This is a genomic window from Vagococcus bubulae (genome assembly GCF_003950315.1).
GTDB classification, from domain to species: Bacteria; Bacillota; Bacilli; order Lactobacillales; family Vagococcaceae; genus Vagococcus; species Vagococcus bubulae.
This window is the reverse complement of record NZ_NGJT01000008.1, coordinates 47,927-71,400: the sequence shown is the minus strand read 5'-3', so window position 1 is coordinate 71,400 and position 23,474 is coordinate 47,927. Positions and strand designations below refer to the sequence as shown.

General features: G+C 33.8%; 22 protein-coding genes and 1 other annotated feature. Of the genes, 20 read left to right on the top strand and 2 right to left on the bottom strand.

Going from position 1 to position 23,474, the window contains the following annotated elements; genetic code table 11:
* The first annotated feature begins 101 nt into the window (after positions 1–101).
* The 15 genes from CBF36_RS05925 to CBF36_RS05855 all read left to right on the top strand — a co-directional run bounded on the left by CBF36_RS05925 (position 102) and on the right by CBF36_RS05855 (position 14,768).
* Positions 102–644, top strand: coding sequence for a sigma factor (locus CBF36_RS05925; protein WP_125957455.1), 543 nt, complete (start codon positions 102–104; stop codon positions 642–644).
* A gap of 145 nt (positions 645–789) precedes the next feature.
* Positions 790–1,047: a Veg family protein gene (locus CBF36_RS05920; RefSeq protein ID WP_125957453.1), complete on the top strand. Its 258-nt coding sequence runs from the start codon at positions 790–792 to the stop codon at positions 1,045–1,047.
* 59 nt (positions 1,048–1,106) lie between these two features.
* Positions 1,107–1,577, top strand: coding sequence for a low molecular weight protein-tyrosine-phosphatase (locus CBF36_RS05915; RefSeq protein ID WP_125957451.1), 471 nt, complete (start codon positions 1,107–1,109; stop codon positions 1,575–1,577).
* Between the two features lie 349 nt (positions 1,578–1,926).
* On the top strand, positions 1,927–2,955 hold the full coding sequence (locus CBF36_RS05910; RefSeq protein ID WP_125957449.1) for a sortase domain-containing protein: 1,029 nt from the start codon (positions 1,927–1,929) through the stop codon (positions 2,953–2,955).
* Positions 2,956–3,063: 108 nt separating this feature from the next.
* Positions 3,064–4,545 carry a helix-turn-helix domain-containing protein gene (locus tag CBF36_RS05905; protein WP_125957447.1) on the top strand — a complete coding sequence of 494 codons (1,482 nt, stop codon included), beginning with the start codon at positions 3,064–3,066 and terminating at the stop codon, positions 4,543–4,545.
* A 300-nt stretch (positions 4,546–4,845) separates the two neighbouring features.
* A complete protein-coding gene (locus CBF36_RS05900; protein ID WP_125957445.1) occupies positions 4,846–6,327 on the top strand; it encodes an AcpB/EbpR/MafR family transcriptional regulator in 1,482 nt (493 codons plus the stop codon).
* Between the two features lie 100 nt (positions 6,328–6,427).
* Complete coding sequence (locus tag CBF36_RS05895) at positions 6,428–7,072, top strand: redox-sensing transcriptional repressor Rex (RefSeq protein WP_125957523.1); 645 nt, start codon at positions 6,428–6,430, stop codon at positions 7,070–7,072.
* 77 nt (positions 7,073–7,149) lie between these two features.
* Positions 7,150–7,641 (top strand): thiol peroxidase, encoded by a 492-nt coding sequence (gene tpx, locus CBF36_RS05890; RefSeq protein WP_125957444.1) that lies wholly within the window; start codon positions 7,150–7,152, stop codon positions 7,639–7,641.
* A 42-nt stretch (positions 7,642–7,683) separates the two neighbouring features.
* Positions 7,684–7,879: a binding site (T-box leader), on the top strand.
* A gap of 58 nt (positions 7,880–7,937) precedes the next feature.
* A complete protein-coding gene (locus CBF36_RS05885; protein ID WP_125957442.1) occupies positions 7,938–10,580 on the top strand; it encodes a valine--tRNA ligase in 2,643 nt (880 codons plus the stop codon).
* Between the two features lie 19 nt (positions 10,581–10,599).
* Entirely contained in the window at positions 10,600–11,886 is a 1,287-nt protein-coding gene (locus CBF36_RS05880; protein WP_125957441.1) for a bifunctional folylpolyglutamate synthase/dihydrofolate synthase, read from the top strand.
* A 3-nt stretch (positions 11,887–11,889) separates the two neighbouring features.
* Entirely contained in the window at positions 11,890–12,555 is a 666-nt protein-coding gene (locus CBF36_RS05875) for an HAD family hydrolase (protein WP_125957439.1), read from the top strand.
* 55 nt (positions 12,556–12,610) lie between these two features.
* On the top strand, positions 12,611–13,303 hold the full coding sequence (gene radC / locus CBF36_RS05870; protein ID WP_243637984.1) for a RadC family protein: 693 nt from the start codon (positions 12,611–12,613) through the stop codon (positions 13,301–13,303).
* Between the two features lie 155 nt (positions 13,304–13,458).
* Positions 13,459–13,659 (top strand): cold-shock protein, encoded by a 201-nt coding sequence (locus CBF36_RS05865; protein ID WP_071457588.1) that lies wholly within the window; start codon positions 13,459–13,461, stop codon positions 13,657–13,659.
* 135 nt (positions 13,660–13,794) lie between these two features.
* Positions 13,795–14,334: a DUF2179 domain-containing protein gene (locus tag CBF36_RS05860; RefSeq protein ID WP_125957437.1), complete on the top strand. Its 540-nt coding sequence runs from the start codon at positions 13,795–13,797 to the stop codon at positions 14,332–14,334.
* Complete coding sequence (locus CBF36_RS05855) at positions 14,331–14,768, top strand: GNAT family N-acetyltransferase (protein WP_125957435.1); 438 nt, start codon at positions 14,331–14,333, stop codon at positions 14,766–14,768. Before CBF36_RS05860 ends, CBF36_RS05855 begins: the two co-directional genes overlap by 4 nt.
* Before the next feature lie 57 nt (positions 14,769–14,825).
* On the opposite strand, the gene rnjA is transcribed toward CBF36_RS05855, so the two are convergent.
* Both rnjA and CBF36_RS05845 read right to left on the bottom strand, forming a co-directional pair.
* Positions 14,826–16,508 carry a ribonuclease J1 gene (rnjA, locus tag CBF36_RS05850; protein ID WP_125957434.1) on the bottom strand — a complete coding sequence of 561 codons (1,683 nt, stop codon included), beginning with the start codon at positions 16,506–16,508 and terminating at the stop codon, positions 14,826–14,828.
* Between the two features lie 2 nt (positions 16,509–16,510).
* Positions 16,511–16,726 carry a DNA-directed RNA polymerase subunit epsilon gene (locus CBF36_RS05845; RefSeq protein WP_125957432.1) on the bottom strand — a complete coding sequence of 72 codons (216 nt, stop codon included), beginning with the start codon at positions 16,724–16,726 and terminating at the stop codon, positions 16,511–16,513.
* Positions 16,727–17,106: 380 nt separating this feature from the next.
* Here CBF36_RS05845 and CBF36_RS05840 point away from each other — a divergent pair, with 380 nt between their 5' ends.
* The 5 genes from CBF36_RS05840 to CBF36_RS05820 all read left to right on the top strand — a co-directional run bounded on the left by CBF36_RS05840 (position 17,107) and on the right by CBF36_RS05820 (position 23,465).
* Positions 17,107–18,837 carry an ABC transporter ATP-binding protein gene (locus tag CBF36_RS05840; RefSeq protein WP_125957430.1) on the top strand — a complete coding sequence of 577 codons (1,731 nt, stop codon included), beginning with the start codon at positions 17,107–17,109 and terminating at the stop codon, positions 18,835–18,837.
* Positions 18,834–20,597, top strand: a complete 1,764-nt coding sequence (locus CBF36_RS05835) for an ABC transporter ATP-binding protein (RefSeq protein ID WP_125957428.1) — start codon at positions 18,834–18,836, stop codon at positions 20,595–20,597. Before CBF36_RS05840 ends, CBF36_RS05835 begins: the two co-directional genes overlap by 4 nt.
* A 197-nt stretch (positions 20,598–20,794) precedes the next feature.
* The gene (locus CBF36_RS05830) at positions 20,795–21,823 is read left to right on the top strand and encodes a Gfo/Idh/MocA family protein (protein ID WP_125957427.1); all 1,029 of its coding nucleotides are present in this window, start codon (positions 20,795–20,797) and stop codon (positions 21,821–21,823) included.
* Positions 21,824–21,827: 4 nt separating this feature from the next.
* A complete protein-coding gene (locus CBF36_RS05825) occupies positions 21,828–23,120 on the top strand; it encodes a DEAD/DEAH box helicase (RefSeq protein ID WP_125957426.1) in 1,293 nt (430 codons plus the stop codon).
* Positions 23,121–23,141: 21 nt separating this feature from the next.
* Entirely contained in the window at positions 23,142–23,465 is a 324-nt protein-coding gene (locus tag CBF36_RS05820; protein ID WP_125957424.1) for a PTS sugar transporter subunit IIB, read from the top strand.
* The last annotated feature ends 9 nt before the right edge of the window (positions 23,466–23,474 follow it).

The following is a 23,474-nucleotide window of genomic DNA, read 5'->3' as shown; positions in this document are numbered from 1 at the left end:
AGTCATATTTTTTTTATAAAAATAACAAATTATTAAAAAAGAGGTGGTGTTATAATAACGGAGTAGAGAGATAGCGCTTTCAAGTTTAAGGAGGCTTATGTATGAGAGAAGATATTTTTAATTTGCTAAAAGAACGTGCTGTTAAAGGATGTTCAATTTCGTTTGACTACATTTTTGAGACCTATAAACCTGTTGTTTACCGAGCAAAGAAAGTCTATTATTTGTTTCATTATGAGACAGATGATTGGTTACAAGAAGGACGTATTATTTGCTTTAAGTCTTTGCAAACATACGATGCGAAAAAAGGGGCAACGTTTGGTAGTTATTTTAGAATGAATTTTAAAAATCATGTTTTTTCATTAATTAGAAGACAAGAAGCATATAAAAGAAAAGTTGATAAAGAATGTGTCAGTTGTGGAGTGGATGTAGGGGTGATGCCACAAGTGGTTGAAGATAGACCACTTGAAACAATTAAATATGTTTTTTATAAAGAAAATGCCTTACTTTTTGCTGAATCATTGTCGGATTATGAACGAGAAGTGTTCGTAAAATACACATTAGAAGAGGAATGCAAGATGTTAAAAGAAAAACGTGCATTGACTCGAATTAAGAAAAAATTTGTTCATCATTATATCAACCCATAAAAAAAGAAAAGTGCTTATCTCTCTTATTAAAAATGTTTAATTATTCTTTGAAAAAATGAAAATACTATTGATAAACAAAAACAATTATGGTAAAATTTGTATTTTTTGTTCGCCTATGATATAATTGGCATAAGAGGTGAATAAAATGTCTTTAAGTATCTCCACCATAAAAGAAGAATTAGAACATAAAGTTGGTAGTAGAATAAAGTTAGTCGCTCAAACAGGTCGTAAAAAACAAACAGAGCGTCATGGTGTACTAGCTGAGCTGTACCCATCAGTCTTTATTGTGCAACTAGATCAAGATGAAAATGCTTTTGAACGTGTGTCGTATAGTTATACAGATATTTTAACACATTCAGTTGAAGTATTATTTCATGATAACGAAGAAGAATTAATAGGATAAGAAAGATATAGAGCCTAGTAGTCCTAAGGCTTTTTATTTTTGTATAAGGGGGACAAAGGATGAAAAAAGTATTATTTGTTTGTTTAGGTAATATCTGTCGTTCACCTATGGCAGAAGTACTATTTAAGGAAAAGGTAAAAAATAAAGGGTTATCTGATTTAATTCAGGTTTCTTCTAGAGCGACTGGTAGTTGGAATGAAGGAGATGCGCCACATAAAGGCACGCAAGATAAATTAAAAGAAGTGTCGTTGTCCTGCGAAGGGCTACATGCACAAAAGATTTCAGCAGACGACTTTCATTACTATGATTACATTATAGGAATGGATGAAAATAATATTCGGGATTTAGAAGGGTTATCCCCTGATATTGAGTCACTACATAAAATTCATTTATTATTGTCTGAAGAAATTGGTTTAGAAAAAGAAGTGATACCAGATCCATACTATACAGGAGATTTTGATTTAACTTATGAGTTGATAGATAAAGGGACAACGAAATGGTTAGAAAAAATCGAGCAAGAAATTAAATAATTGTGCTATGTTTAATATAGATAGTGAGAGTTAGAAGCGTTTGGTTTCTAACTCTTTTTTGTTTTATCTTTCTTAAAACGATAGGTGAAAAATGAGTAAGTATAAACAAAAAACATTTTAGGAAATAGGTCAAGAAGTGAGTTGTTAAAGGTAAAAAGTGAAACTTAATCAGATGAAATAAAGGGGAATTCAGCTTTTATAAGTATTCTTGAAGTGTAAATCGTCAAAATTATATTTTTTTGTCAAATTTTGGTTATTTTGAAGTCAGTTTTGAGCATTAAAAAAATGTGATAAGAGTCATATACTCGTTTTTGTAATTAACAACAAATTCGAAAAAGGGGCATAAAAAATGACTAAAAAAACAAACCAAACTCAACCAACAAATTTAAACGAAACTGAATCAATGAAAAAACGTAAAAAAAGAAAACATAAACAATCATCTAATCATTCATCACATTCAACTGGTAAAAAAGTGATAAGAGATGGAAAAGTCGTTATCAAAAAAAGAAGAACGCATTCAACAAACACTTCAAAACCAAATCATAAAAAAATCGTTGATATGAAACGTAAACAACAAGTAACTACAAAGAATGATCATAACAAAATAGAATCTCTCCATAAAAAACGTGTTAAAAGAATTAGTGCAGCAGCTATTTTAATCGCTACTTTGGGATTAGGTACAACAGCAGCAGCATTAGATCATCAAGCATCAAATAAATCGAGAAAAGAAATCAGACAAACCATTGTAACAGCACCTCACAGTATGACGTTTAAAAGCTCTGATAAACAAGAAGTCATTAAAAAAATTGAGACAATAGATCACTCAACTGATAGCAAGGTATCAACAGAAACATCTATGCCTACCGAGTCACAAGAAATAGTTCAAGATGACTCACAAGAATGGACAGTTAATCAAGAACAAGTGCCAACCAATAAAGACACAACTGCTGTTCAAGCGCAACCAGCTATGTCTTTAAATATCTTAGGTCAAATTGTTTACTATCAAAATGGTGGACAAGCAGCAGGTCAAAGTATTATTGATGCTAATTCCGATTATGAAGCATCAACTTGGGGAGGTGCTCAAACATTTTCTGGTAATGATGGAATGAATACTCACTTTATTGGCCATAACCCTGGTGCGTTTAGTATTATTTTTAGTTTATCTATTGGAAATCAAATTGTTGTAACAGACTCAACTGGAACACCTAAAACATATATTGTGAATGCGATTTGTCAAGTAACAGATGATGGCAGAGATATAAGTAATGGGGCAGAGTTATATGATACGATTACAGGAACAGACGGAGGAGAAAGAATTACTTTGCAATCATGCGTTAATGATGATGTGAATTTAATTATTTTTGCTTCAGCACAATAAATTAGTAAACGGCACAGTATTCATTGTAGATACTGTGTCTTCGTTTGTTTTAAGTACCTATATTATGTTAAAATTTATGTAACAATTGACAGATTTAGGGGGGATTATGTGAAACACATTTTGAATAAAGACACTGAAAGGCAACAACGTTTGATTATGTTGATGTTTAAAGATGACAAATGGAAGTCGGCAAAATATATTTCAGATACCCTAGAATGTAATATAAAAACATTAAGACAAGATATAGAGTATTTAACCACTACTTATGAGGATATTTTAGTATGTGAGTATTTAAAAAACATAGGTTATAAATTTTTAGTTAAACCAGGTCATAGTATCCAAGAAATTTTTTTAGATTGGATTAATCATTCATTATTTTTTTCTATTATCACAGACGTATTTTATCAAAAAAATAAAGACGATGAAGATTATTTTTATAATACTTACTTTATTAGTGAAACAACTTTAAAACGCCAAGTTGCTGTTATAAACTATCATTTAAAAGAATTAGGGATGTCACTAAGTTTAAGTAAAATGAGTTTTAAAGTGCAGGATGAATTTGTTGCGCGGATGTTTTTTGGAAATCGTGAAATGGAAAAACGATCTATTTATGATTGGGATGATTCGCAGATAGAAAATCAGGGATATGCTTTTCAACTAATAGAATTGTTAGAAGACTTTCACCAGATTAAATTAACAGCTCTGCAAAAAAATATGATGGCGTATTTTGTACTTTGTTCAGTCGTTCGTTCATCAGGTGAATTTTATCTAGAGGAAGATAATACTATTGAAAGTCCACTAGTGACTGATAAAAATTGCTATGAGGTTTTATTATCATTTAAAAACCCTATATCTTGTTCATCTTATTTAACGTCGAAAATACAAATAAATGATACATTGCTATTTCTCGATACTTTTTTTATCAAATTAAAAGAAAACTATACCTCCGATTTAGCTGAAAATATGAGTGAAGAATTAATGCAACGTATTGCGGATAAAATGCAGACAGATGTATCAGTTTTTGATAAGGAATTGTTAGTAAAAGACATAGGCTATATTCTTTTTGTCCGAGATAAATACCCTTATAAAATGAGTTATATTAATCATAGAGGGTATTTTAATTCAGTTGCTATACAGATAAAGTATCCTATTTTTTATCAAGCAGTGATGGACAGCTTTAATCAATTATCAAAAGATTATGCATGGTTAGCTCATTATGCACCTGAGTTAATGAATAGTTTGTTTCGATACTGGAAAGCACAAGATTATGGTTACATCACTAAAATTAATCAGGTTAAGGTATTTATTTCAACAACACTTAATGAAAATCAAGCTAAGCTAAATCAATATATTTTTGAAAAAGCGTTTAAGAATAAAATGAATATTATTGGCTATGAGTATGAACAAACAAGTTTTAATAGTGAGACAACCAATCCATTATTAGAAGAGGCAGAGTTAGTTATTTGTAATCATCTTTTTTACCAAGAGTTGGATAAAATCATTGTGGTAGACGATATTATTGATGACGCCAAATTATATTTTATTAATCAGCGATTAGATAAGATGAGAAAAGCTAAATTATCTGTCTAATTTTTCCTTGAAAAAGCCGTTTATTGGTTTGTTAATGACAGGCTACTTTCGTTACACTTAGTTCTTAAAGGTAGGGTGAGTGGCTAAATGGAAGTAAGAGAATTAATTTTCTACTACGAAAAGGAAATATATCATTTGTTAGAAGATCAAAAGAGATTTCCTTACGATAATCTAGGAATTAATCAAACCATCAGAATTTATCAGAGATTCATTACAGACTTAAAACAACTGCTTTATTAATCAGTTGTTTTTTATTTTAATAGTTTTGTTCAAAAAAGAGACTAAAAAAGGCGGGATGATATGGATTCCATTTTAAACAAAAGCACAGAAAGGCAAAGACAACTGATTTTATTTATTGCGAGAAATTACGAATGGACATCGGCACAGGATTTGGCGGATTATTTGGGATGTAATATTAAAACAGTGAGACAAGATATTAATTATCTAGAAGAAAATTATTCTGATATTGTGGCTGTTGAGTACTCAAAACAATTGGGTTATAAGTTTTATACGATGGATGGACGGAACGTATTAGAAATTTATTTAAGTTGGATACAAGAGTCTCTTTTTTTCTCTATCTTATCTGATTGTTTTTTTGGTAAAAATACTAGTTTGGATTATTTTTATGATACGTATTTTATTAGTGAAACAACCCTAAAACGTCAAATGTCATTAATCAATCGAACCCTGAAAAAGTTAGGCATCTCAGTCAGCTCATCGACTGGTAAACTAAAAGTTAAAGATGAACGGATATTGCGATTTTTTTATGCTCTATTTAGTATTGAAAAGCGGTCTATTTATGAGTGGACTGATATTGATATGGCTCAAAAACAGTTGTTTGACATCATTGATAGGTGTGAACACTATTTTGATATCGCACTTAGTATTATCCAAAAAAATATCTTTTCTTTCTTTATTTATATATCTGTGACGAGATCGAGCCAAAATCATTTTTTAGAGACAGAGACAACCGTTCCGTCTGAGTTTGAACAGGAGGTGTCTCACGCGTTAAAAACATTAAAACACGAGTCGACTTTTGATGTTTTTTTGACCGAAGAAGCGCAGTATAGAGATAGTTTACAGTTTATATATCTTTTGTTTAGTGAGTTAGCCCACAACTATCATTCAAAAGAGGTGGAAGAATTAACAACTCAATTTGTTTCATCTATTTCTAATAAAATGAAAGTTGAGGAAAACGTTCTTGATTATCAAGGGATAAAAAAAGAATTAGCCTATGTTTCTTTTATGAATCAAGCTTATCCTCACCAAATTAATTTAGTTAGTTTACGAAGTGAGTTAAATGCTAAGTCTATTAAAATGCAGTACCCTATTTTTTATGATGTTGTCTCTCAAAGTTTAAAAGAATTAGAAAAAACGAATCCATGGCTTCATTTTTATGAGTTTTTATTGATAAGCCGTGTTTTTAGATATTGGGATTATAGAGCGTTTGAAAGCTTAACTAAAATCAGACCGGTTTCGATGGTTATATCAACCACTTTAGAAAAAAATCATGCAGAAATCTTGCATTATATTTTAAAGCAAACGTTCCAAACTAAAATTGATATTGTTGGTTTAGAATATGAAAAAACGTTATTTAATAGTAAAGAAACAATGGATTCATTAAAAAAAGTAGACATTGTGATAACCAATCATCTGTTTTATCACGAGTTGGATAATGTGATTATTGTAGATGATGTTATTGAAGGGTATCGTTTAGAAATGATTAAACGTTCGATTGATCGCATACTAGTAAGCAACACTGAACAAGGATTAGAAGAATAATATTGAACTGTTATTGAAAAAGATTGTGAAAAATGATACACTCAATGTGAAAATCATCACAATTTTTTAGGAGGGATGGACTGTGGAAGAACAGAAAAATATGAAAATGGTCCCTAAAGCAACAACAAAACGTATTCCACTTTATTTTAGATATTTAAAAACATTAGATGAAACAGGTGTAAAACGTATTAAATCAAACGAGTTTAGTAAAATGATTCAAATCCCATCAGCAACTATTAGACGAGATTTTTCTCACTTTGGGGAGTTGGGACGAAGTGGTTATGGATATGATGTCCCATATTTAATAGAAGTATTTAGTGAGATATTAAAAACAGACATTGAAAAACGAATTGCATTAGTTGGATCTGGAAATTTAGGGAAAGCCTTAATAAAAAATAATTTCAGACGAGATACGAACTTGAATATTGTGGCAGCATTTGATACGAATCCAGATATTGTGGGTGAAAAAATTAACGGGATTGTTGTAAAAGATATGAGTGAATTAAAGGCTGTTGTAAAAAAAGAAGGTATTACAACAGTTATTATGACTGTTCCAAGCAGCAAAGCACAACAAGTTATCAATGAAGTGGTGGATGCAGGGATTACAGCTATTTTAAACTTTGCTCCTAAACGATTAAAAGTACCATCTCATGTTCAAGTGCAGTACATTGATTTAACCACAGAACTTCAAACACTTATCTATTATGATGAAAATTACAATCATGCAAACCTTGATTTAATCTGATTTTTTCAAGCATCTATTTTGTGTATTTGACTTGATTTCACTATAATGAAGGAAAGTCAAGTAAAGGATGTGTCGATATGGAAGTATTGTTAAAAGGTAACCCGGTAGAATTAGTGGGAACACCACCTAAAGTTGGTGAAAAAGCTCCAGTATTTAGTTTGAAAGACTTATCTGATAAAGTAGTGTCTCTTGAAGAGTTAAAAGGAAAACCAGTTATTATTAGTGTTGTTCCAGATATTGATACTAGTATTTGTGCATTACAAACAAAGCATTTTAATCAAGAAGCAGCAACGATTGCTGATATTCACTTTTTAACGATTTCAAATAACACAAAAGAGCAATTAGCAAATTGGTGTGCAGCTGAATCAGTTGATATGACTATGTTAAGAGATGAAGAGGGTGTTGTTGGGAAAGAATATGGTATCTTAATCCCAGAAATTGGTCGCTTAGCACGTTCAATTTTTGTGTTAGACAAAGATGGTGTGATTACGTATGAAGAGATTGTTCCAGAAGTTTCCACAGAACCAAATTACGCGAAAGCATTAGAAGCAGCGAAAGCTTTAATCTAAGTTTGACGAAATGAATTTACCAATGTAAAATGAATGGCATAACCAACCACGATGAACAGGAAGAGTAATACTTGGAGATATCCAGAGAGAAAGTCCATTGGCTGAAAGATTTTCCATTTGAAAAGTATGAAGGTAGCCTAGGAGTGGGAACCGTATTGTCAACGTTATATGACCTTGAGAGATAAGTACTGTAATGTGCTTATAAGATAGGTGGTACCGCGATATAATCGTCCTAAAGTTAGAAATAACTTTAGGACTTTTTTGTTTTGAAAAATAAAAAATAAGGAGAAATGTATATGACAGATGAACAACATAATTTAGCGCCAAAGTTTGATCCAAAAGCTGTTGAAAAAGGGCGTTACAATGAATGGCTAGAAAAAGATTTATTTAAACCAAGTGGGGATGAAAGTGCACCAGCTTATTCTATCGTGATTCCACCACCAAATGTGACAGGAAAGCTTCATTTAGGTCATGCATGGGACACAACACTTCAAGACATGATTATTCGTCAAAAAAGAATGCAAGGTTTTGATACATTATGGTTACCAGGTATGGACCATGCAGGGATTGCCACTCAAGCGAAAGTTGAGGAAAAATTACGTGGTGAAGGGGTATCACGATATGATTTAGGTCGTGAAAAATTCATCGAAACAACAAAAGAATGGAAAGAGGAGTATGCTGGACATATTCGTGAGCAATGGGCGAAATTAGGATTATCTTTGGACTATTCAAGAGAAAGATTCACTTTAGATGATGGGTTATCTGATGCGGTGAAAAAAGTGTTTGTAACACTCTATAATAAAGGACTTATTTATCGTGGTGAGTACATCATTAATTGGGATCCACAAGCAAAAACAGCGTTATCTGATATCGAAGTAATCCATAAAGATATTGAGGGCGCATTTTATCATATGTATTATCCACTTGCTGATGGCAGTGGTCAGTTAGAAATTGCCACAACTCGTCCAGAAACTATGCTTGGGGATACGGCAGTAGCTGTTCATCCTAAAGATGAACGTTACCAACACTTAATTGGTAAAACAGTTATTTTACCATTAGTCGATAAAGAAATTCCGATTGTGGCTGATGATTATGTTGATATGGAATTTGGAACAGGTGTGGTAAAAATTACACCGGCCCATGACCCTAATGACTTTGAGGTGGGTAATCGTCATGACTTACCTCGTGTCAACGTGATGAATGATGATGCGACAATGAATGATTTAGCTGGAAAATATGCCGGTATGGATCGTTTCGCTGCACGTAAAGCAGTGATTAAAGATTTAGATGAATTAGGTCTACTTAAAGGTATTGAAAAAATGACTCATAGTGTTGGTCATTCTGAGCGAACTGGAGTCGTGGTTGAGCCAAGATTATCAACACAATGGTTTGTTAAAATGGCACCACTTGCGAAAAAAGCCGTAGAAAATCAAGCAACAGATGACGCAGTTGATTTTTATCCACCACGTTTTAATCAAACGTTTTTAACTTGGATGGAAAATGTGCATGATTGGGTTATTTCACGTCAACTTTGGTGGGGACATCGTATTCCAGCTTGGTACCATAATGAAACAGGAGAAGTTTACGTTGGGGAAGAAGCACCAAAAGATATCGAAAATTGGCATCAAGATGAAGATGTGTTAGATACATGGTTTAGTTCAGCTCTTTGGCCATTTTCAACAATGGGTTGGCCTGATACTGAATCACATGACTTCAAACGTTATTTCCCAACGAATACTTTAGTAACAGGTTATGACATTATTTTCTTCTGGGTAAGTCGTATGATCTTCCAAAGTTTAGAATTTACTGGCGAAAGACCATTTGAAAATGTGTTAATTCATGGGTTAATCCGTGCGGAAGATGGACGTAAAATGAGCAAATCTCTTGGTAACGGAATTGATCCAATGGATGTCATTGATCAATACGGGGCAGATGCATTGCGTTGGTTCTTATCAAATGGGTCTACACCAGGTCAAGACATGCGTTTTAGTTATGAAAAAATGGATGCAGCATGGAACTTCATCAACAAGATTTGGAATGCATCACGTTTTGTGTTAATGAATGTTGAAGGCATGACGTATGATGATATTTCTCTTGATGGTGATAAAACCGTTGCTGACAAATGGATTTTAACTCGACTAAATGAAACGATTGAAAAAGTAACGAACTTCTTCGACCGTTTTGAGTTTGGTGAAGCCGGTCGTCATTTATATAACTTTATTTGGGATGATTTCTGTGATTGGTATATCGAGATGAGTAAGGAAGTCCTTTACGGAGAAAATGAAGAACAAAAACAAATGACTCGTAGCATTTTAGTACACGTACTAGATAACATTTTACGATTACTACACCCAATTATGCCATTTGTGACAGAAGAAATTTGGGAAAAAATTCCACATCAAGGTGAATCCATTGTAGTGGCAGCTTATCCAACTGTAAATGAAGCTTGGACAGATGAACAAGCGGCAGAAGGAATGGAAGTATTAAAAGAATTGATTCGTTCAGTGCGTAATATTCGCTCAGAAGTGAACGCACCAATGTCTAAACCAATTACATTATTAATTAAAACATCAAAAGACTCTGTTAAAGACTTCTTTGAAGCAAACACTAATTATATTGAACGTTTCTGTCACCCAGAAGTGTTAGAAATTAAAGAAGAATTTGATGTGCCAGATTTAGCAATGAGTGCAGTGATTACTGGAGCTGAAATTTACTTGCCATTAGAAGATTTAATCAATATCGACGAAGAAATTGCTCGTCTGGAAAAAGAATTAGACAAATGGACGTCAGAAGTTGCACTTGTTGAGAAAAAATTAAGCAATGAGCGTTTTGTTTCGAATGCACCAGAAGCAGTGGTTGCAGCAGAAAGAGAAAAACAAAAAGATTACTTAGAAAAACAAGCTTCAGTAAAAGAAAGACTAGCTTCTTTAAAAAAATAAATAAAGGTGGCTGTACAAGATGGAGTATGGAGAAATCATTTCATGGATACACGAACGCACGAAATTTGGCATTCGTCCAGGATTAACACGAATCAACTATTTATTAAATCAATTAGATAACCCACAAGATAAGTTAAAAATTGTTCACATTGGTGGGACAAATGGAAAAGGCTCAACGACAACGTTTTTACGTTGTCTGTTGGAGCAACAAGGCTTAACGGTCGGAACCTTTACCTCACCTTATATCGAATCATTTAACGAACGCATTGCGATTAACGGTCAACCAATTCCTAATGAAGATTTGGTTGAATTATGTGAAAAAGTGATACCTATCGTAGATAAGATGGATGAGGTGCCTGAGTTAGCTCATACTGTTGAATTTGAAGTATTAACAGCTATGATGTTTGATTATTTTGTTGATAAAAAAGTTGACATTGTTCTAGTTGAAGTTGGTTTGGGCGGACGTTTTGACTGTACGAACGTGATGACTCCACTTGTGTCAGTAATTACGACAATTGGTTTAGACCATGTCGATATTTTAGGAGATACGATTGAACAAGTTGCTAGTCAAAAAGCTGGGATTATTAAAGAAGGAAGGCCAGTTATTGTCGGGAATGTTTCAGATGAAGCATTTGATGTGATTAGTAAAGAAGCAAACTCATTGCATGCTCCAATCAAACGTTATGGGGTTGACTTTGATAGTCAATACTTACAACCAACTGATAATTGGGGAGAAACATTCCATTTTAAATCAGATAAAGTTGATTTAAAACAATTATCCATAAATATGGTTGGAAAACACCAAGTAGATAATGCAAGTGTCGCCATTGAAGCATTTAATGAGGTGGCTGATATGCTTCATTTACCAGTGTCTAATCGTGATTATCAAAAAGGATTACAACAAGCATTTTGGCCTGGTCGTATGGAAAAAATTTCTGATGAACCATTTATTGTATTAGATGGGGCGCATAACGATCACGCGATGGAAGTATTAGTAGATAATTTAAGACGAGAATTTTCTGATCGACGTATTCATACTATTTTTGGAGCATTAACAACCAAGGACATTAAAGGGATGATAGAGTTATTACAATCAGTCAATAATCTAGATTTGAAAGTCACAACATTTGATTACCCAAAAGCCTGTACCAAAGAATTATATGAAGAGATGGGGTTAACTGCCTATACACATTGGCAAGAAGCTTTATCAGATACTCTAAAAGAAGTATCAGGAGATGACTTGATTTTAATTACAGGCTCACTGTACTTTATTTCTCAAGTTAGACAAATTTTATTAGGAGAGTGACGTGTGAAAAAAATTAGCGGCGTTATTTTTGATATGGATGGTTTATTGTTTAATACAGAGGCAGTCTATTCAAAAAATAATATTGAAATAGCACAACGATTTAATATGCCTGGTTATGATGAAGAGTACTATAAATCAGAAGTTGGCTTAGGCGAAAAAGCTGTTTATGAAAAATACACCAATGATTTTCCGATGCTTGAAAAAAGTGATGTGGATCAGTTTTTTAAAGAAAGTCGAGAGAGTAGTTGGGAAGAGTTTAATGAAAAAGGTGCTCCTTTAAAACCAGGAGTAGAAGAATTGCTAACTTATTTGAATCACCATGATATAGCATGTGTGGTGGCTTCAAGTAATAATCGAGTGGCAATCGACTTGTTGTTAGACAAAGCTCAATTAACCGATAAATTTAAGGGGATTGTAAGTGGCGATGATGTAACACATGCTAAACCACACCCTGAAATTGTCGAAAAAGCTGTATCATTACTTGGGACACCAAAGGAAGAAACCATCATGTTGGAAGATTCGCTAAATGGTATTCGTGCGTCTTTTTCTGCAGAAGTTCCTGTGATTATGGTACCTGATTTAATTTTACCTAATGATGAAGCAAATGAAAAAACATTAGCCGTCAAAAATGATTTGTTTGCGGTTTTAGACTACATAAAATCAATTTAAGAAAAACTCTTTCTTTTTCACGTATGTTTTGAGTGAAGAAGGGAGTGTTTTTTTATTGAAAATTAAATGTCGAGAGCAAGAGTATAAAGATCAATTGTTACCTCGTGAGCGATTAATACAATATGGTTCAGAGGTTTTATCCAATGAAGAGTTATTGGCTATTGTGTTACAATCAGGAAACAAGTCAACGCCAGTCATGCAGTTAGCAGAAAATATGTTAAAAGAAGTGGACGGGTTGTATGGATTAAAAACAGTTAAAATAGAGGAATTGATGAATTTAAATGGAATAGGAACAGTAAAAGCGGTACAAATAAAAGCTATTGTGGAATTAGGAAAACGATTAGCTTTATCGACGCAAGAAAAATATGGAAAAATTTATTCTAGTCAGCAAATTGGCGAACGATTAATTGAAGAAATGAAAGATCTAATACAAGAACATTTTATGGTATTTTATTTAAATGCTAAAAATGAAATCATTAGGAAAGAAACGATTTTTATTGGCACATTAAATCAATCCATTGCCCATCCACGTGAAATTTTTCATCTAGCCGTGAGGTATTCGGCCTCTCGTCTCATCCTTGTTCACAACCATCCGTCCGGAAATCCAGAACCGTCAGATCAAGATGAATTATTCACAGAACGTTTGGTTTCTTGTGGCGAAATGATGGGGATAGAGATTTTAGATCATATAATTGTGGGAGAATCCGGTTATGTAAGTTTTCGAGAAACGCAGAGATTATCATTGTAAAAACGGGACTTTACTTGCAATTAAAAGAGACATGAGTTATCATGAATATGTAATATGGTTTTGGATTTCAATAGATGTTGTATGAAACACCCTCTATCGACCGAAAGCAAGTATTACAAAAATTAACATGTGCTACGGCACGAGGAGGAAGTAACATGGCTCAAGGAACAGTAAAATGGTTTAACGCAGAAAAAGGATTTGGATTTATTCAACAAGAAGAAGGAAATGACGTATTTGTACATTTCTCAGCAATCGAAGGTGACGGATTCAAAACTTTAGAAGAAGGTCAAGCTGTAACATTCGAAATCGAAGAAACAGATCGTGGACCTCAAGCAGCAAACGTTGTTAAAGCGTAATTAAAGTTAATCAAAATTTTTAGTGTAGGTGGATTATCCACTTACACTTTTTTTATATGGTCAATCTGTTGCATGGTATAGCATTATCAGATACTATGAGGGGACAGGGTTTATATAAAAGGAGGCGTTTAATAAATGGAAGTGAAGACGTTATTAATGATATTTTTGATTAATTTTTGTTATGTCACGCTAAATACCATTCGTTTCATGTTAACAATGAAAGGGTCACGTGTTATTGCTCCCTTACTTAGTATGATTGAAATTTCTATCTATGTTGTTGGTTTATCTTTAGTTTTAAATCAAATTGATAATCCAGTTAATTTATTTGTGTATGCATTAGGTTATGCTTGTGGGATAGTGTTAGGTATAAAAATTGAAGACTATCTGGCCTTAGGATATATCATGGTGACGGCTATTGTGCCATTAAATGAAGAAAACAAAGCACTTCCAGAATTATTAAGAAATGAAGGCTACGGCGTGACACAAACCATTGCTCAAGGACGAGAAGGGGAACGATTAGTCTTAGAAATATTATCTGCTAGAAAATCAGAGCGTTCTTTATATAAAGCTATTAAAGATTTTAACGATAAAGCGTTTATCATTTCTTATGAACCTAGGTATATTTCTGGAGGGTTCTGGACGAAAAAAGTACGTGAAAGGAATAAGAGAAGATGATAGCATTTGAACAAAAACGTTTTGATGAGTTAACCCATCAAGAACTATTTTCTATATATCAACTTAGAGTGGCTGTGTTTGTTGTGGAACAAGAGTGTCCATATCAAGAGGTAGATGAGATAGATTTATCAGCTATACATGTTTTAGGAAAAAATGAAGCGGATGAGTTAGTTGCTTATATGAGAATCTACCAAAAGAATCAAGATTGGCATATTGGCCGAGTGATTGTTCGAAAAAGTGATAGGCATCTTCATTATGGTAGAAAGCTAGTGGCATATGGATTGTCCTGTACACCAACTAACCAATTAATAAAAGCACAAGCACAGGAGTATTTAAAATCATTTTATGAATCATTTGGTTTTGAAGCAATATCTGATGTTTATTTAGAGGATAACATTCCACATATAGACATGGAATGGATGAAAAAAATATAGTAAAAACCTGTAAATGTTGAATTAGCTCTAGGCTAAAGGTCATTTACAGGTTTTTTATTATGAGTTATCTGACGTTTCAAGTACCATTGGTAAAATCATTGGATGACGTTCAGTTTTTTCAATTAGAAATGGTTGAACGGTATTCACAATGACTTCATTTAACATGATTTCATCACAATCAGGATGTTTTAATGCTTTTCTAATAGCATTAAATAATAAACGTTGCGTTTCTTGGATTAATTCACCAGACTCTCTCATATAAATAAAGCCACGAGATAAAATATCTGGACCAGCAACAATCATTTGTGATTTGTAATCAACTGTTGCGACAGCCAATACTAAACCATCTTCTGAAAGGATACGGCGATCTTTTAAGACAATGTTTCCGATATCACCAATTCCACTACCATCAACATACACATCTTCTGCATTAAAGTGTCCGGCACGTCTAGCACTGTCACTTGTTAGGGCTAAGACATCACCGTTTTCTAAAATAAAACAGTTTTCTTTAGGAACCCCTGTTGCTTGCGCTAATTTCGAGTGGATATTTAGCATACGATATTCCCCATGAACTGGAACAAAGTATTTTGGTTTTAATAATCTTAAAAACAGCATTTGTTCTTGTTGTCCACCGTGTCCAGATGTATGAATATTATTCACTTTACCATGAATAACGTTTGCTCCTGCTTCTGATAACAAATTGATTAAACGATTCACACTAGTTGTGTTTCCTGGAATAGGTGAACTTGAGAAAATCACTGTATCATCAGGTTGAATCGAAATCTGACGATGCGTCCCATTAGCAATACGGCTTAAGGCAGCCATTGGTTCACCTTGAGATCCAGTACATAAAATCATAATCTCGTTAGCTGGGTATTTATTAATATCGCGAGCATCGATAAAGGTATCATCAGGAACGGTAATGTGCCCTAACTCGCGTCCATTCACAATCGCATTTTCCATACTACGACCAAAAACAGCAATTTTTCGTCCTGTTTTGACAGCCGCTTGAGCAGTTTGTTGTAAACGGAAAATATTAGAAGCAAACGTGGCAAATATCACACGACCTTCTACTTTTTCAACGATTTTTGTAATGGATTCGCCAATTACTTTTTCAGATTTGGTAAATTCAGGGACTTCAGCATTCGTACTATCTGAAAGTAAACATAATACGCCTTCTTCACCTAGGCGAGCCATTTTATGTAGATTCGCCGGCTCTCCAACTGGTGTAAAGTCAAACTTAAAGTCACCAGAATACACAATATTTCCGGATGGAGTTTTAACAACAACTCCATTGGCTTCAGGAATACTATGAGTGGTTCTAAAGAAGCTGATTTGAGTTTTTCTAAACTTGATCACAGTATCTTCATTCACTTCATGTAAGACAGCGTCACGAAGTAAGCCGTGTTCTTCTAGTTTATTACGAATCAATGCAAGAGCTAGAGGGCCAGCGTAGATTGGGATATTTGCTTGTCTTAAAAGAAATGGTATCCCACCAATATGATCCTCATGCCCGTGAGTAATCACTAGTGCTTTGACTTTTTTGATATTTTTAACAATGTATTGGTAATTTGGTATGACATAATCGATACCTAATAAGTCGTCTTCTGGAAACTTAATTCCAGCATCAACAATGATAATTTCATCTTGAAATTGGACGCCATAAGTATTTTTACCGATTTCCCCTAGTCCACCTATTCCAAAAACACCTGTTTCATTGTTTTTTATTTGGGGTTTCATGACTAATTAAACTCCACTAACTCAAAGTTAGTGTGCTCTTTTTCATAATCTAAATGGTTTCCTTCTAGGGGTTGGATAAACTCAATATTGTAGTTAGTATGCTCAGTAATTAATCGGCGAGCAGTGATAGGTGAATCTGATTCGATGTAAAGAGATTGTGTTTTTTCTCTTTGTGGGCTAAATTTTTTGTCCTCTTGGTAATATACTTTATAAATCATTTGACATTCTCCTTTATAATAAATGAAATTTTTATCTTTAATTTGTTAAAACACGACAAAATTAGGTGCAAGAAGACACCTTTTTAAAGTAATAGTTATCTTAAATCGTTGATTTAAGATAACATGGAATCTTGTCTTATTCCACGAATGTTTACTATCTTTTTCACCGTCGTATTTTGGAGTACGTACCTCCAACAATTAGGTTCATTTTATCATAATTGCAAATAATTGTATAGAAACATTCATCATGCTAACTTAGGATAACGGTTTCAATAAAAAATATTGTTTCCTAATGAACAAAGCACTGACTTTTTTTGACAAATCAGTTATGATAAAGAAGGTGTATTAAAGATATATTAAATGAAAAAGAGGGTGGATAAATGAAAACGATGTGGAATTATGCCATGAAGCAAAAAAAGCTCTTGTTATTAAACTTTTTTTGTGTGTTTGGCTTTATTCTAATAGAGTTAGGTCTACCAACTTTACTCGCCAAAATGTTAGACCAAGGTGTAGCAAATAATGATATGGCAGTTGTGAAACAAGTTGGGTGGCAAATGGTGATTGTAACGGTTGTTGGAATCATTTTAAATTTAAGTTTAGCTGTTGTTGGAGCAAAACTTAATACAGGGATTATTAAGCATATGCGTGAGGATATGATGGAAAGTATTCAACGCTTTTCTCATAAAGAATATGAAGATTTTGGTATGTCTTCACTTATTACTAGAACAACAAATGATGCTTTTCAAGTGATGAATTTTATGGGGATGATTTTAAGAATGGGATTCATTACCCCCATTATGTTTATTGCGAGTTTATATATGATTGTTAGAACAAGTCCATCGTTGACGATATTTGTTTTTGTTGGCTTACCGTTTTTGATACTAGGGATGTTAGTGATTGCTAAGTTTTCAGAACCTTTATCAAAACGTCAACAAAAAAATCTAGATAATATGAATCTAATATTACGCGAAAATTTATCTGGTTTAAGAGTGATTCGTGCGTTTGTTAATGAAAAATTTGAAGAGAAGCGATTTGACCATGTCAACAATGCTTATGCAACAAGCTCAATGAAGTTATTTAAATTAATGGCTTCAGCTCAACCGGCTTTTTTCTTGCTATTTAATATTATTATGGTATTTGTTATTTGGTTTGGAAGTGTTCAAATCAATGCAGGTAGTTTAGAAGTTGGGAATTTAATCGCATTTATCGAGTATATTTTTCATGCGTTATTTTCATTTATGCTATTTGCTTCTGTGTTTATGATGTATCCACGTGCGGCGATTTCAGCTGCTCGTGTACAAGAAGTCTTAGATGTTGAACCTGTCATTCAAGATAATCAATCTGGTGTGACAGAAACAAAGACACAAGGTGTCATTGAATTTGATAAGGTTTCTTTTGCCTATCCAGGTCATAGTGAAAGTCCTGTGATACGAGATGTTAGTTTTACAGCTAATCCAGGAGAAACTGTTGCGTTTATTGGGAGTACTGGTAGTGGTAAGTCGACGTTAATTCAATTAATTCCAAGATTTTATGATGTGAGTCGAGGCTCTATAAAAATTGATGGAGTAGACGTACGAGACTATAAGCTAAAAAGTTTAAGAGAAAAAATTGGGTATATTCCACAAAAAGCGGTTCTTTTTTCTGGCACTATTGCAGATAACTTGCGTTTTGGTAAGCAAGATGCGACAGAAGAAGAGATGAGAGAAGCGCTAGATATCGCGCAAGCAACAGAATTTGTTTCTCAAAAACCAAAAGGCTTGTTAGAACCGATTACAGAAGGTGGTTCTAATTTTTCTGGAGGACAAAAACAACGATTAGCTATTGCACGAGCAATTATTAGAAAACCTGCTATCTATGTATTTGATGACAGTTTCTCAGCACTAGATTATCGGACAGATGCGATGCTACGACAACGTTTGAAAAAAGAAACAACAGAATCCACCGTTTTAATTGTAGCGCAACGTGTGAGCACCATCATGCATGCAGATAAAATTGTTGTGTTAAATGAAGGGGATGTTGTAGGTATAGGAACGCATAAAGAGTTGTTGAAAACTTGTCAAGTTTATTACGATATTGCCTCATCACAATTAACAGAGGAGGAATTGAAATGAAACAATCATTTGGACAATTAAAAAGACTGTATCAGTACATTTCTCCTTATAAATTTAGTTTTATTGGGGCGTTATTTCTAGCAGTGGTAGCCGTTGTGATGAACGCTTTAATGCCATTTGTAACAGGGTTGCCTACAACTCGTATTGCACAAAATGTAAAAAATGGCGAATCACTTGATTTTAATTACATTTTTAAAGTATTAGTTGTCTTGTTTTTTATTGGACTAGTATATAGTTTAGCGAGTTTCTTTGCACAATGGTTTATGACAAAAGTCGTGCAACGCTCAATGAAAGATTTAAGAACAGATATCTCACAGAAAATAAATCGACTGCCTGTTTCTTATTTTGACACACATCAATTTGGGGATATTTTATCTCGTGTGACAAATGACGTGGATGCTGTGAGTAATGCGTTGCAACAAGGATTAATCGCTATTGTCAATGCACTTTTAGGGATAACGATGGCCGTTGTTGCGATGTTAACAATTAATGTGAAGTTAGCCGTACTAGTTATGCTGATTATTCCATTATCTATGATTATTTCTAAATTAGTTGTTAATTGGTCTCAACCATATTTTAAACGTCAACAAGATTCTTTAGGAGAGTTAAATGGGTTTGTTCAGGAAAATTTAACGGGTTTTAATGTGTTGAAATTGTATGGCCGAGAAGAAGAAACCATTACAGATTTTAAAGATGTCAATCAACGTTTAACAAACAATGGATTTAAAGCAGCAGCAATCTCTGGCTTGATGATGCCATTAGTGAATTTGACAGCTTACAGTGCTTATATAGGAGTTGCTGTATTAGGGTCATTTTATGTGATTTCTGGCACCTTACTTTTGGGTAACTTACAAGCGTTCATTCAATATGTGTGGCAAGTTAGTCAGCCAATGGGACAAATCACCCAATTGTCTTCCATGTTACAAAGTGCTTCTGCTGCAACAAAACGAGTGTTTACGATATTAGATGAACCAGAATCAATCGAAAATGAAGCAGATATTCCATTACCTGATGTAATTCGTGGAGATGTTGAATTTGATAATGTGTCATTTAGTTACCAAGCAGATCGACCACTGATTCAAAATTTTAGTGTATCTGTTAAAAGTGGACAAACAGTGGCTATTGTTGGGCCAACAGGTGCAGGGAAAACGACGTTAATTAACTTATTAATGCGCTTTTATGATGTGACAGATGGTGCCATTAAAATTGATGGAATTGATACGAAAAAAATGAATCGTAGTGATGTTCGTTCACTCTTTGGAATGGTATTACAAGATGCCTGGTTGTATAATGATACGATTGCTGAAAACATTCGGTTTGGTAAATTAGATGCGACAGATTTTGAGGTAGTTGATGCAGCAAAAACAGCTAATGTGGATCATTTTATTCGTACAATGCCTAGTGGTTATGAAATGGCAATTAATGAAGAAGGCGATAATATTTCATTAGGGCAAAAACAACTTCTAACCATTGCTCGAGCGGTGATTTCTAATCCTAAAATTTTAATATTGGATGAAGCGACTAGTTCGGTCGATACAAGATTAGAGGGACTCATTCAAAAGGCAATGGAAAAAGTGATGGAAGGTCGCACAAGTTTTGTGATTGCTCACAGATTATCCACGATTCGTGAAGCTGATTTAATTTTAGTGATGGACCAAGGACAAATCATCGAACAAGGAACACATGAAAGTCTATTAGCGAAAAAAGGATTTTATGAGAAGTTATATAACAGTCAATTTGCAGAAGATTTAGACGAATAAAAATTAAACCACTTTGTCAGATAATCAATCGTTACTGGTAGACGTAAGGGCTATTAGTCAGTATGATTATAGTACAGGTGGTTTTTTATTTTTAATTTAGTCAGACATAAATTAAAGAAAAATGATATACTTTTGACTACGAAGTATAAGGATTTAAAATGATTTGCGCGATAAAAGAAAATAAAGGGGAATACGTCATGTTGAAACTAGGTGTTATTGGAACGAATTGGATTACTCATGCATTTGTTAATGCAGCCATAAAAAGTGAAGAGTATGAACTTAGTGCAGTATACTCACGAACTAAGGGAAAGGCAGAAAAATTTGCTAGTAAATACGATCATTCAGAGACCATTCAGATTATGACTGATCTATCAGAGTTAAGTGAATCAGAAGATATTGATGTAGTTTATATAGCATCTCCAAATAGTTTACATTACGAGCAAGCAAGATTACTGATGACTCATGGTAAACATGTGATTGTTGAAAAACCAGCAGTTTCAACACTAGAAGAATTAGAAGAATTAATTGATTTGGCTGAGGAAAAAGAAGTATTCTTTTTTGAAGCGGCAAGACACATACATGAAGATAATTTTCAACGAGTTGCTTCATTTTTGAAAAATAGAGAAGATATACTTGGAGCTAATTTAACGTTTATGAAGTATTCATCCCGTTATGATGCTCTTTTAAGAGGAGAAGAACCCAATATTTTTTCTGCTAAATACTCGGGTGGAGCCTTAATGGATTTAGGCGTATACTTAGTTTATACAGCAGTAGCTTGGTTTGGTAAACCAAACTCTGTCTACTATTTTAACCAAAAATTACCCACAGGTGTTGATGGGTTAGGAACAATGATTTTCCGTTATGATACGTTTGATGTGACGATGACTGTTGGAAAAAATGCTGATAGCTTTTTACCATCAGAAGTGTATCTAAGTGATAGTACATTATGTTTGGATGCAGTCAATAGTATTGGTAGTATCATTCAAAAGAAACGAGAAAATAATGAACTGTTAGAAATTAATTTTGGAACAGAGCAATCAGAAGATGTGATGTTAGAAGAAGCAAGAGCATTTGCAAACATTATGGTTAATCCAATGGGAATTAAACAGCAAAAAATATACCAAGATTGGGTACAACTTGCTAAAGATGTTCATGGATTGATGGAAACGATGAGAAAAGAATCAGATATTATATTTGCGGCAGACGCAAAAGAAATTAGAGGGTAAAAGTATGAGTATGTTAGAATTATTGCCAGAAGTTTGGCAAAAAGAATGGGATAAACAGAGCTACGGGGAACCGACATTAATTCAAAGTACCCTATATCCATTGTTATTAGAGAGTGAAAGTGTGTTAGGTATTTCTCCGACAGGATCAGGAAAAACGGTGGCTTATTTGTTGCCATTATTACAAAAAGTGATTCAAGGAAATGGAAATCAACTCTTAATTATTTTGCCATCACAAGAATTAGCAAGTCAAGTGGCTGACGTCACAAGAATATGGGCTAAAGGATTGGAATTAAATGTTCAAGCCATTATCGGTGGGGCAAATGTTAAGCGACAAATCGAACGATTAAAAAAACGTCCAGAAGTATTAGTTGGGACACCCGGGCGAGTACTTGAATTAATTAAACTAAAAAAAATTAAAGCTCATTTAATCCAAACATTAGTCTTGGATGAGGTGGATGATTTGTTAAGTGATGCCGATTTTAACTCAACTAAAGGTATTATTAAAAGTGTACAAGCAGACACACAAATTGTGGCAACCTCTGCTACAGGCGAGCAAATATTACCAAGAATGGATACATTGTTTAGAACAGAGTTACGTGTGATTGATGTGACAGAAGAAGATAATACTAAAGGAAGCATTCAGCATGGCTTTATTATGACTCCTGTTAGAAAACGTTCTGAAGTATTGCGTCGATTGGCTCATGTAGATGGATTTAAAGGACTAGTATTTTTTAATCAAGTGAGCGAGTTAGGGGCAGTATCTGAGCGATTAAATTATCTAGGTATTAAACATCAAACGCTCGCTTCTGATCAACACCAAGTAGAACGAAAACGCGCGATACATGACTTTGAAACAGGACAAGTATCATTGTTATTAACAACTGACTTAGGAGCTAGAGGATTAGATTTTTCTGATTTGGATTATGTCATTCAGTATGACTTAGCTCAAAGTGTTCCAGATTACATTCACCGTGCAGGTCGTGTGGGTCGTATGGGAAAACAAGGAACAGTGATTAGTTTAGTTAATGATGGAGAAAAACGAGAACTAAATCGATTGTATAAAGAAGTCGGAAAAACAGGAACAGAGTTTTTTGCAACTCATGGAAGATTAGCGACGGAAAAGCCAGATACGCACATGGAAGAAGAGAGTAAAGAAGTTCGACCAGTAAAAGAAGAAAAAGTAAAACCCATCGCTAAAAAAGAAGAAGGCAATCGTGAAAAAATGGAAACACCAAAAAAGAAAAAGAAAAAAAACAGAACTAAGAAACAAAAGAATAAAGGAGCTAAATGGAAATAATGTTTTTATGAGGGGGAAGGCATGAAAAAGCGGATTGTTTTAGTCTGTTTGGCAGGTATGAGCACGAATTTATTAGTAAATCGTATGAGACGAGCAGCAGATATGAAAGAAAAAAATGTCGATATCGTAGCAATATCAGCATCAGAAGTTGAAAAAGATATTCAAAATGAACAAACAGACGTCTATCTTTTAGGCCCACAAGTTAGGTATTTAAAAAATGACATCAAGCAAGCGTTAAATAATTCAGATATTCCAGTTAAAAACATAGATATGACAGATTATGGATTGATGGATGGCTCTAAAGTATTTGAATATGCAGAGAAATTGATGGATGGTGTAAACTAATACGCAGGA

What these genes read in the sequence shown, in the direction of transcription:
- rnjA (WP_125957434.1), bottom strand. Translation starts at nt 16,508, where the DNA reads ATGAAACCCCAAATAAAAAACAATGAAACAGGTGTTTTTGGAATAGGT.
- CBF36_RS05855 (WP_125957435.1), top strand. Translation starts at nt 14,331, where the DNA reads ATGATAGCATTTGAACAAAAACGTTTTGATGAGTTAACCCATCAAGAA.
- CBF36_RS05830 (WP_125957427.1), top strand. Translation starts at nt 20,795, where the DNA reads ATGTTGAAACTAGGTGTTATTGGAACGAATTGGATTACTCATGCATTT.
- CBF36_RS05910 (WP_125957449.1), top strand. Translation starts at nt 1,927, where the DNA reads ATGACTAAAAAAACAAACCAAACTCAACCAACAAATTTAAACGAAACT.
- CBF36_RS05885 (WP_125957442.1), top strand. Translation starts at nt 7,938, where the DNA reads ATGACAGATGAACAACATAATTTAGCGCCAAAGTTTGATCCAAAAGCT.
- CBF36_RS05895 (WP_125957523.1), top strand. Translation starts at nt 6,428, where the DNA reads ATGAAAATGGTCCCTAAAGCAACAACAAAACGTATTCCACTTTATTTT.
- CBF36_RS05920 (WP_125957453.1), top strand. Translation starts at nt 790, where the DNA reads ATGTCTTTAAGTATCTCCACCATAAAAGAAGAATTAGAACATAAAGTT.
- CBF36_RS05865 (WP_071457588.1), top strand. Translation starts at nt 13,459, where the DNA reads ATGGCTCAAGGAACAGTAAAATGGTTTAACGCAGAAAAAGGATTTGGA.
- CBF36_RS05860 (WP_125957437.1), top strand. Translation starts at nt 13,795, where the DNA reads ATGGAAGTGAAGACGTTATTAATGATATTTTTGATTAATTTTTGTTAT.
- CBF36_RS05880 (WP_125957441.1), top strand. Translation starts at nt 10,600, where the DNA reads ATGGAGTATGGAGAAATCATTTCATGGATACACGAACGCACGAAATTT.
- CBF36_RS05825 (WP_125957426.1), top strand. Translation starts at nt 21,828, where the DNA reads ATGAGTATGTTAGAATTATTGCCAGAAGTTTGGCAAAAAGAATGGGAT.
- tpx (WP_125957444.1), top strand. Translation starts at nt 7,150, where the DNA reads ATGGAAGTATTGTTAAAAGGTAACCCGGTAGAATTAGTGGGAACACCA.
- CBF36_RS05820 (WP_125957424.1), top strand. Translation starts at nt 23,142, where the DNA reads ATGAAAAAGCGGATTGTTTTAGTCTGTTTGGCAGGTATGAGCACGAAT.
- CBF36_RS05840 (WP_125957430.1), top strand. Translation starts at nt 17,107, where the DNA reads ATGAAAACGATGTGGAATTATGCCATGAAGCAAAAAAAGCTCTTGTTA.
- CBF36_RS05925 (WP_125957455.1), top strand. Translation starts at nt 102, where the DNA reads ATGAGAGAAGATATTTTTAATTTGCTAAAAGAACGTGCTGTTAAAGGA.
- CBF36_RS05915 (WP_125957451.1), top strand. Translation starts at nt 1,107, where the DNA reads ATGAAAAAAGTATTATTTGTTTGTTTAGGTAATATCTGTCGTTCACCT.
- CBF36_RS05835 (WP_125957428.1), top strand. Translation starts at nt 18,834, where the DNA reads ATGAAACAATCATTTGGACAATTAAAAAGACTGTATCAGTACATTTCT.
- CBF36_RS05845 (WP_125957432.1), bottom strand. Translation starts at nt 16,726, where the DNA reads ATGATTTATAAAGTATATTACCAAGAGGACAAAAAATTTAGCCCACAA.
- CBF36_RS05900 (WP_125957445.1), top strand. Translation starts at nt 4,846, where the DNA reads ATGGATTCCATTTTAAACAAAAGCACAGAAAGGCAAAGACAACTGATT.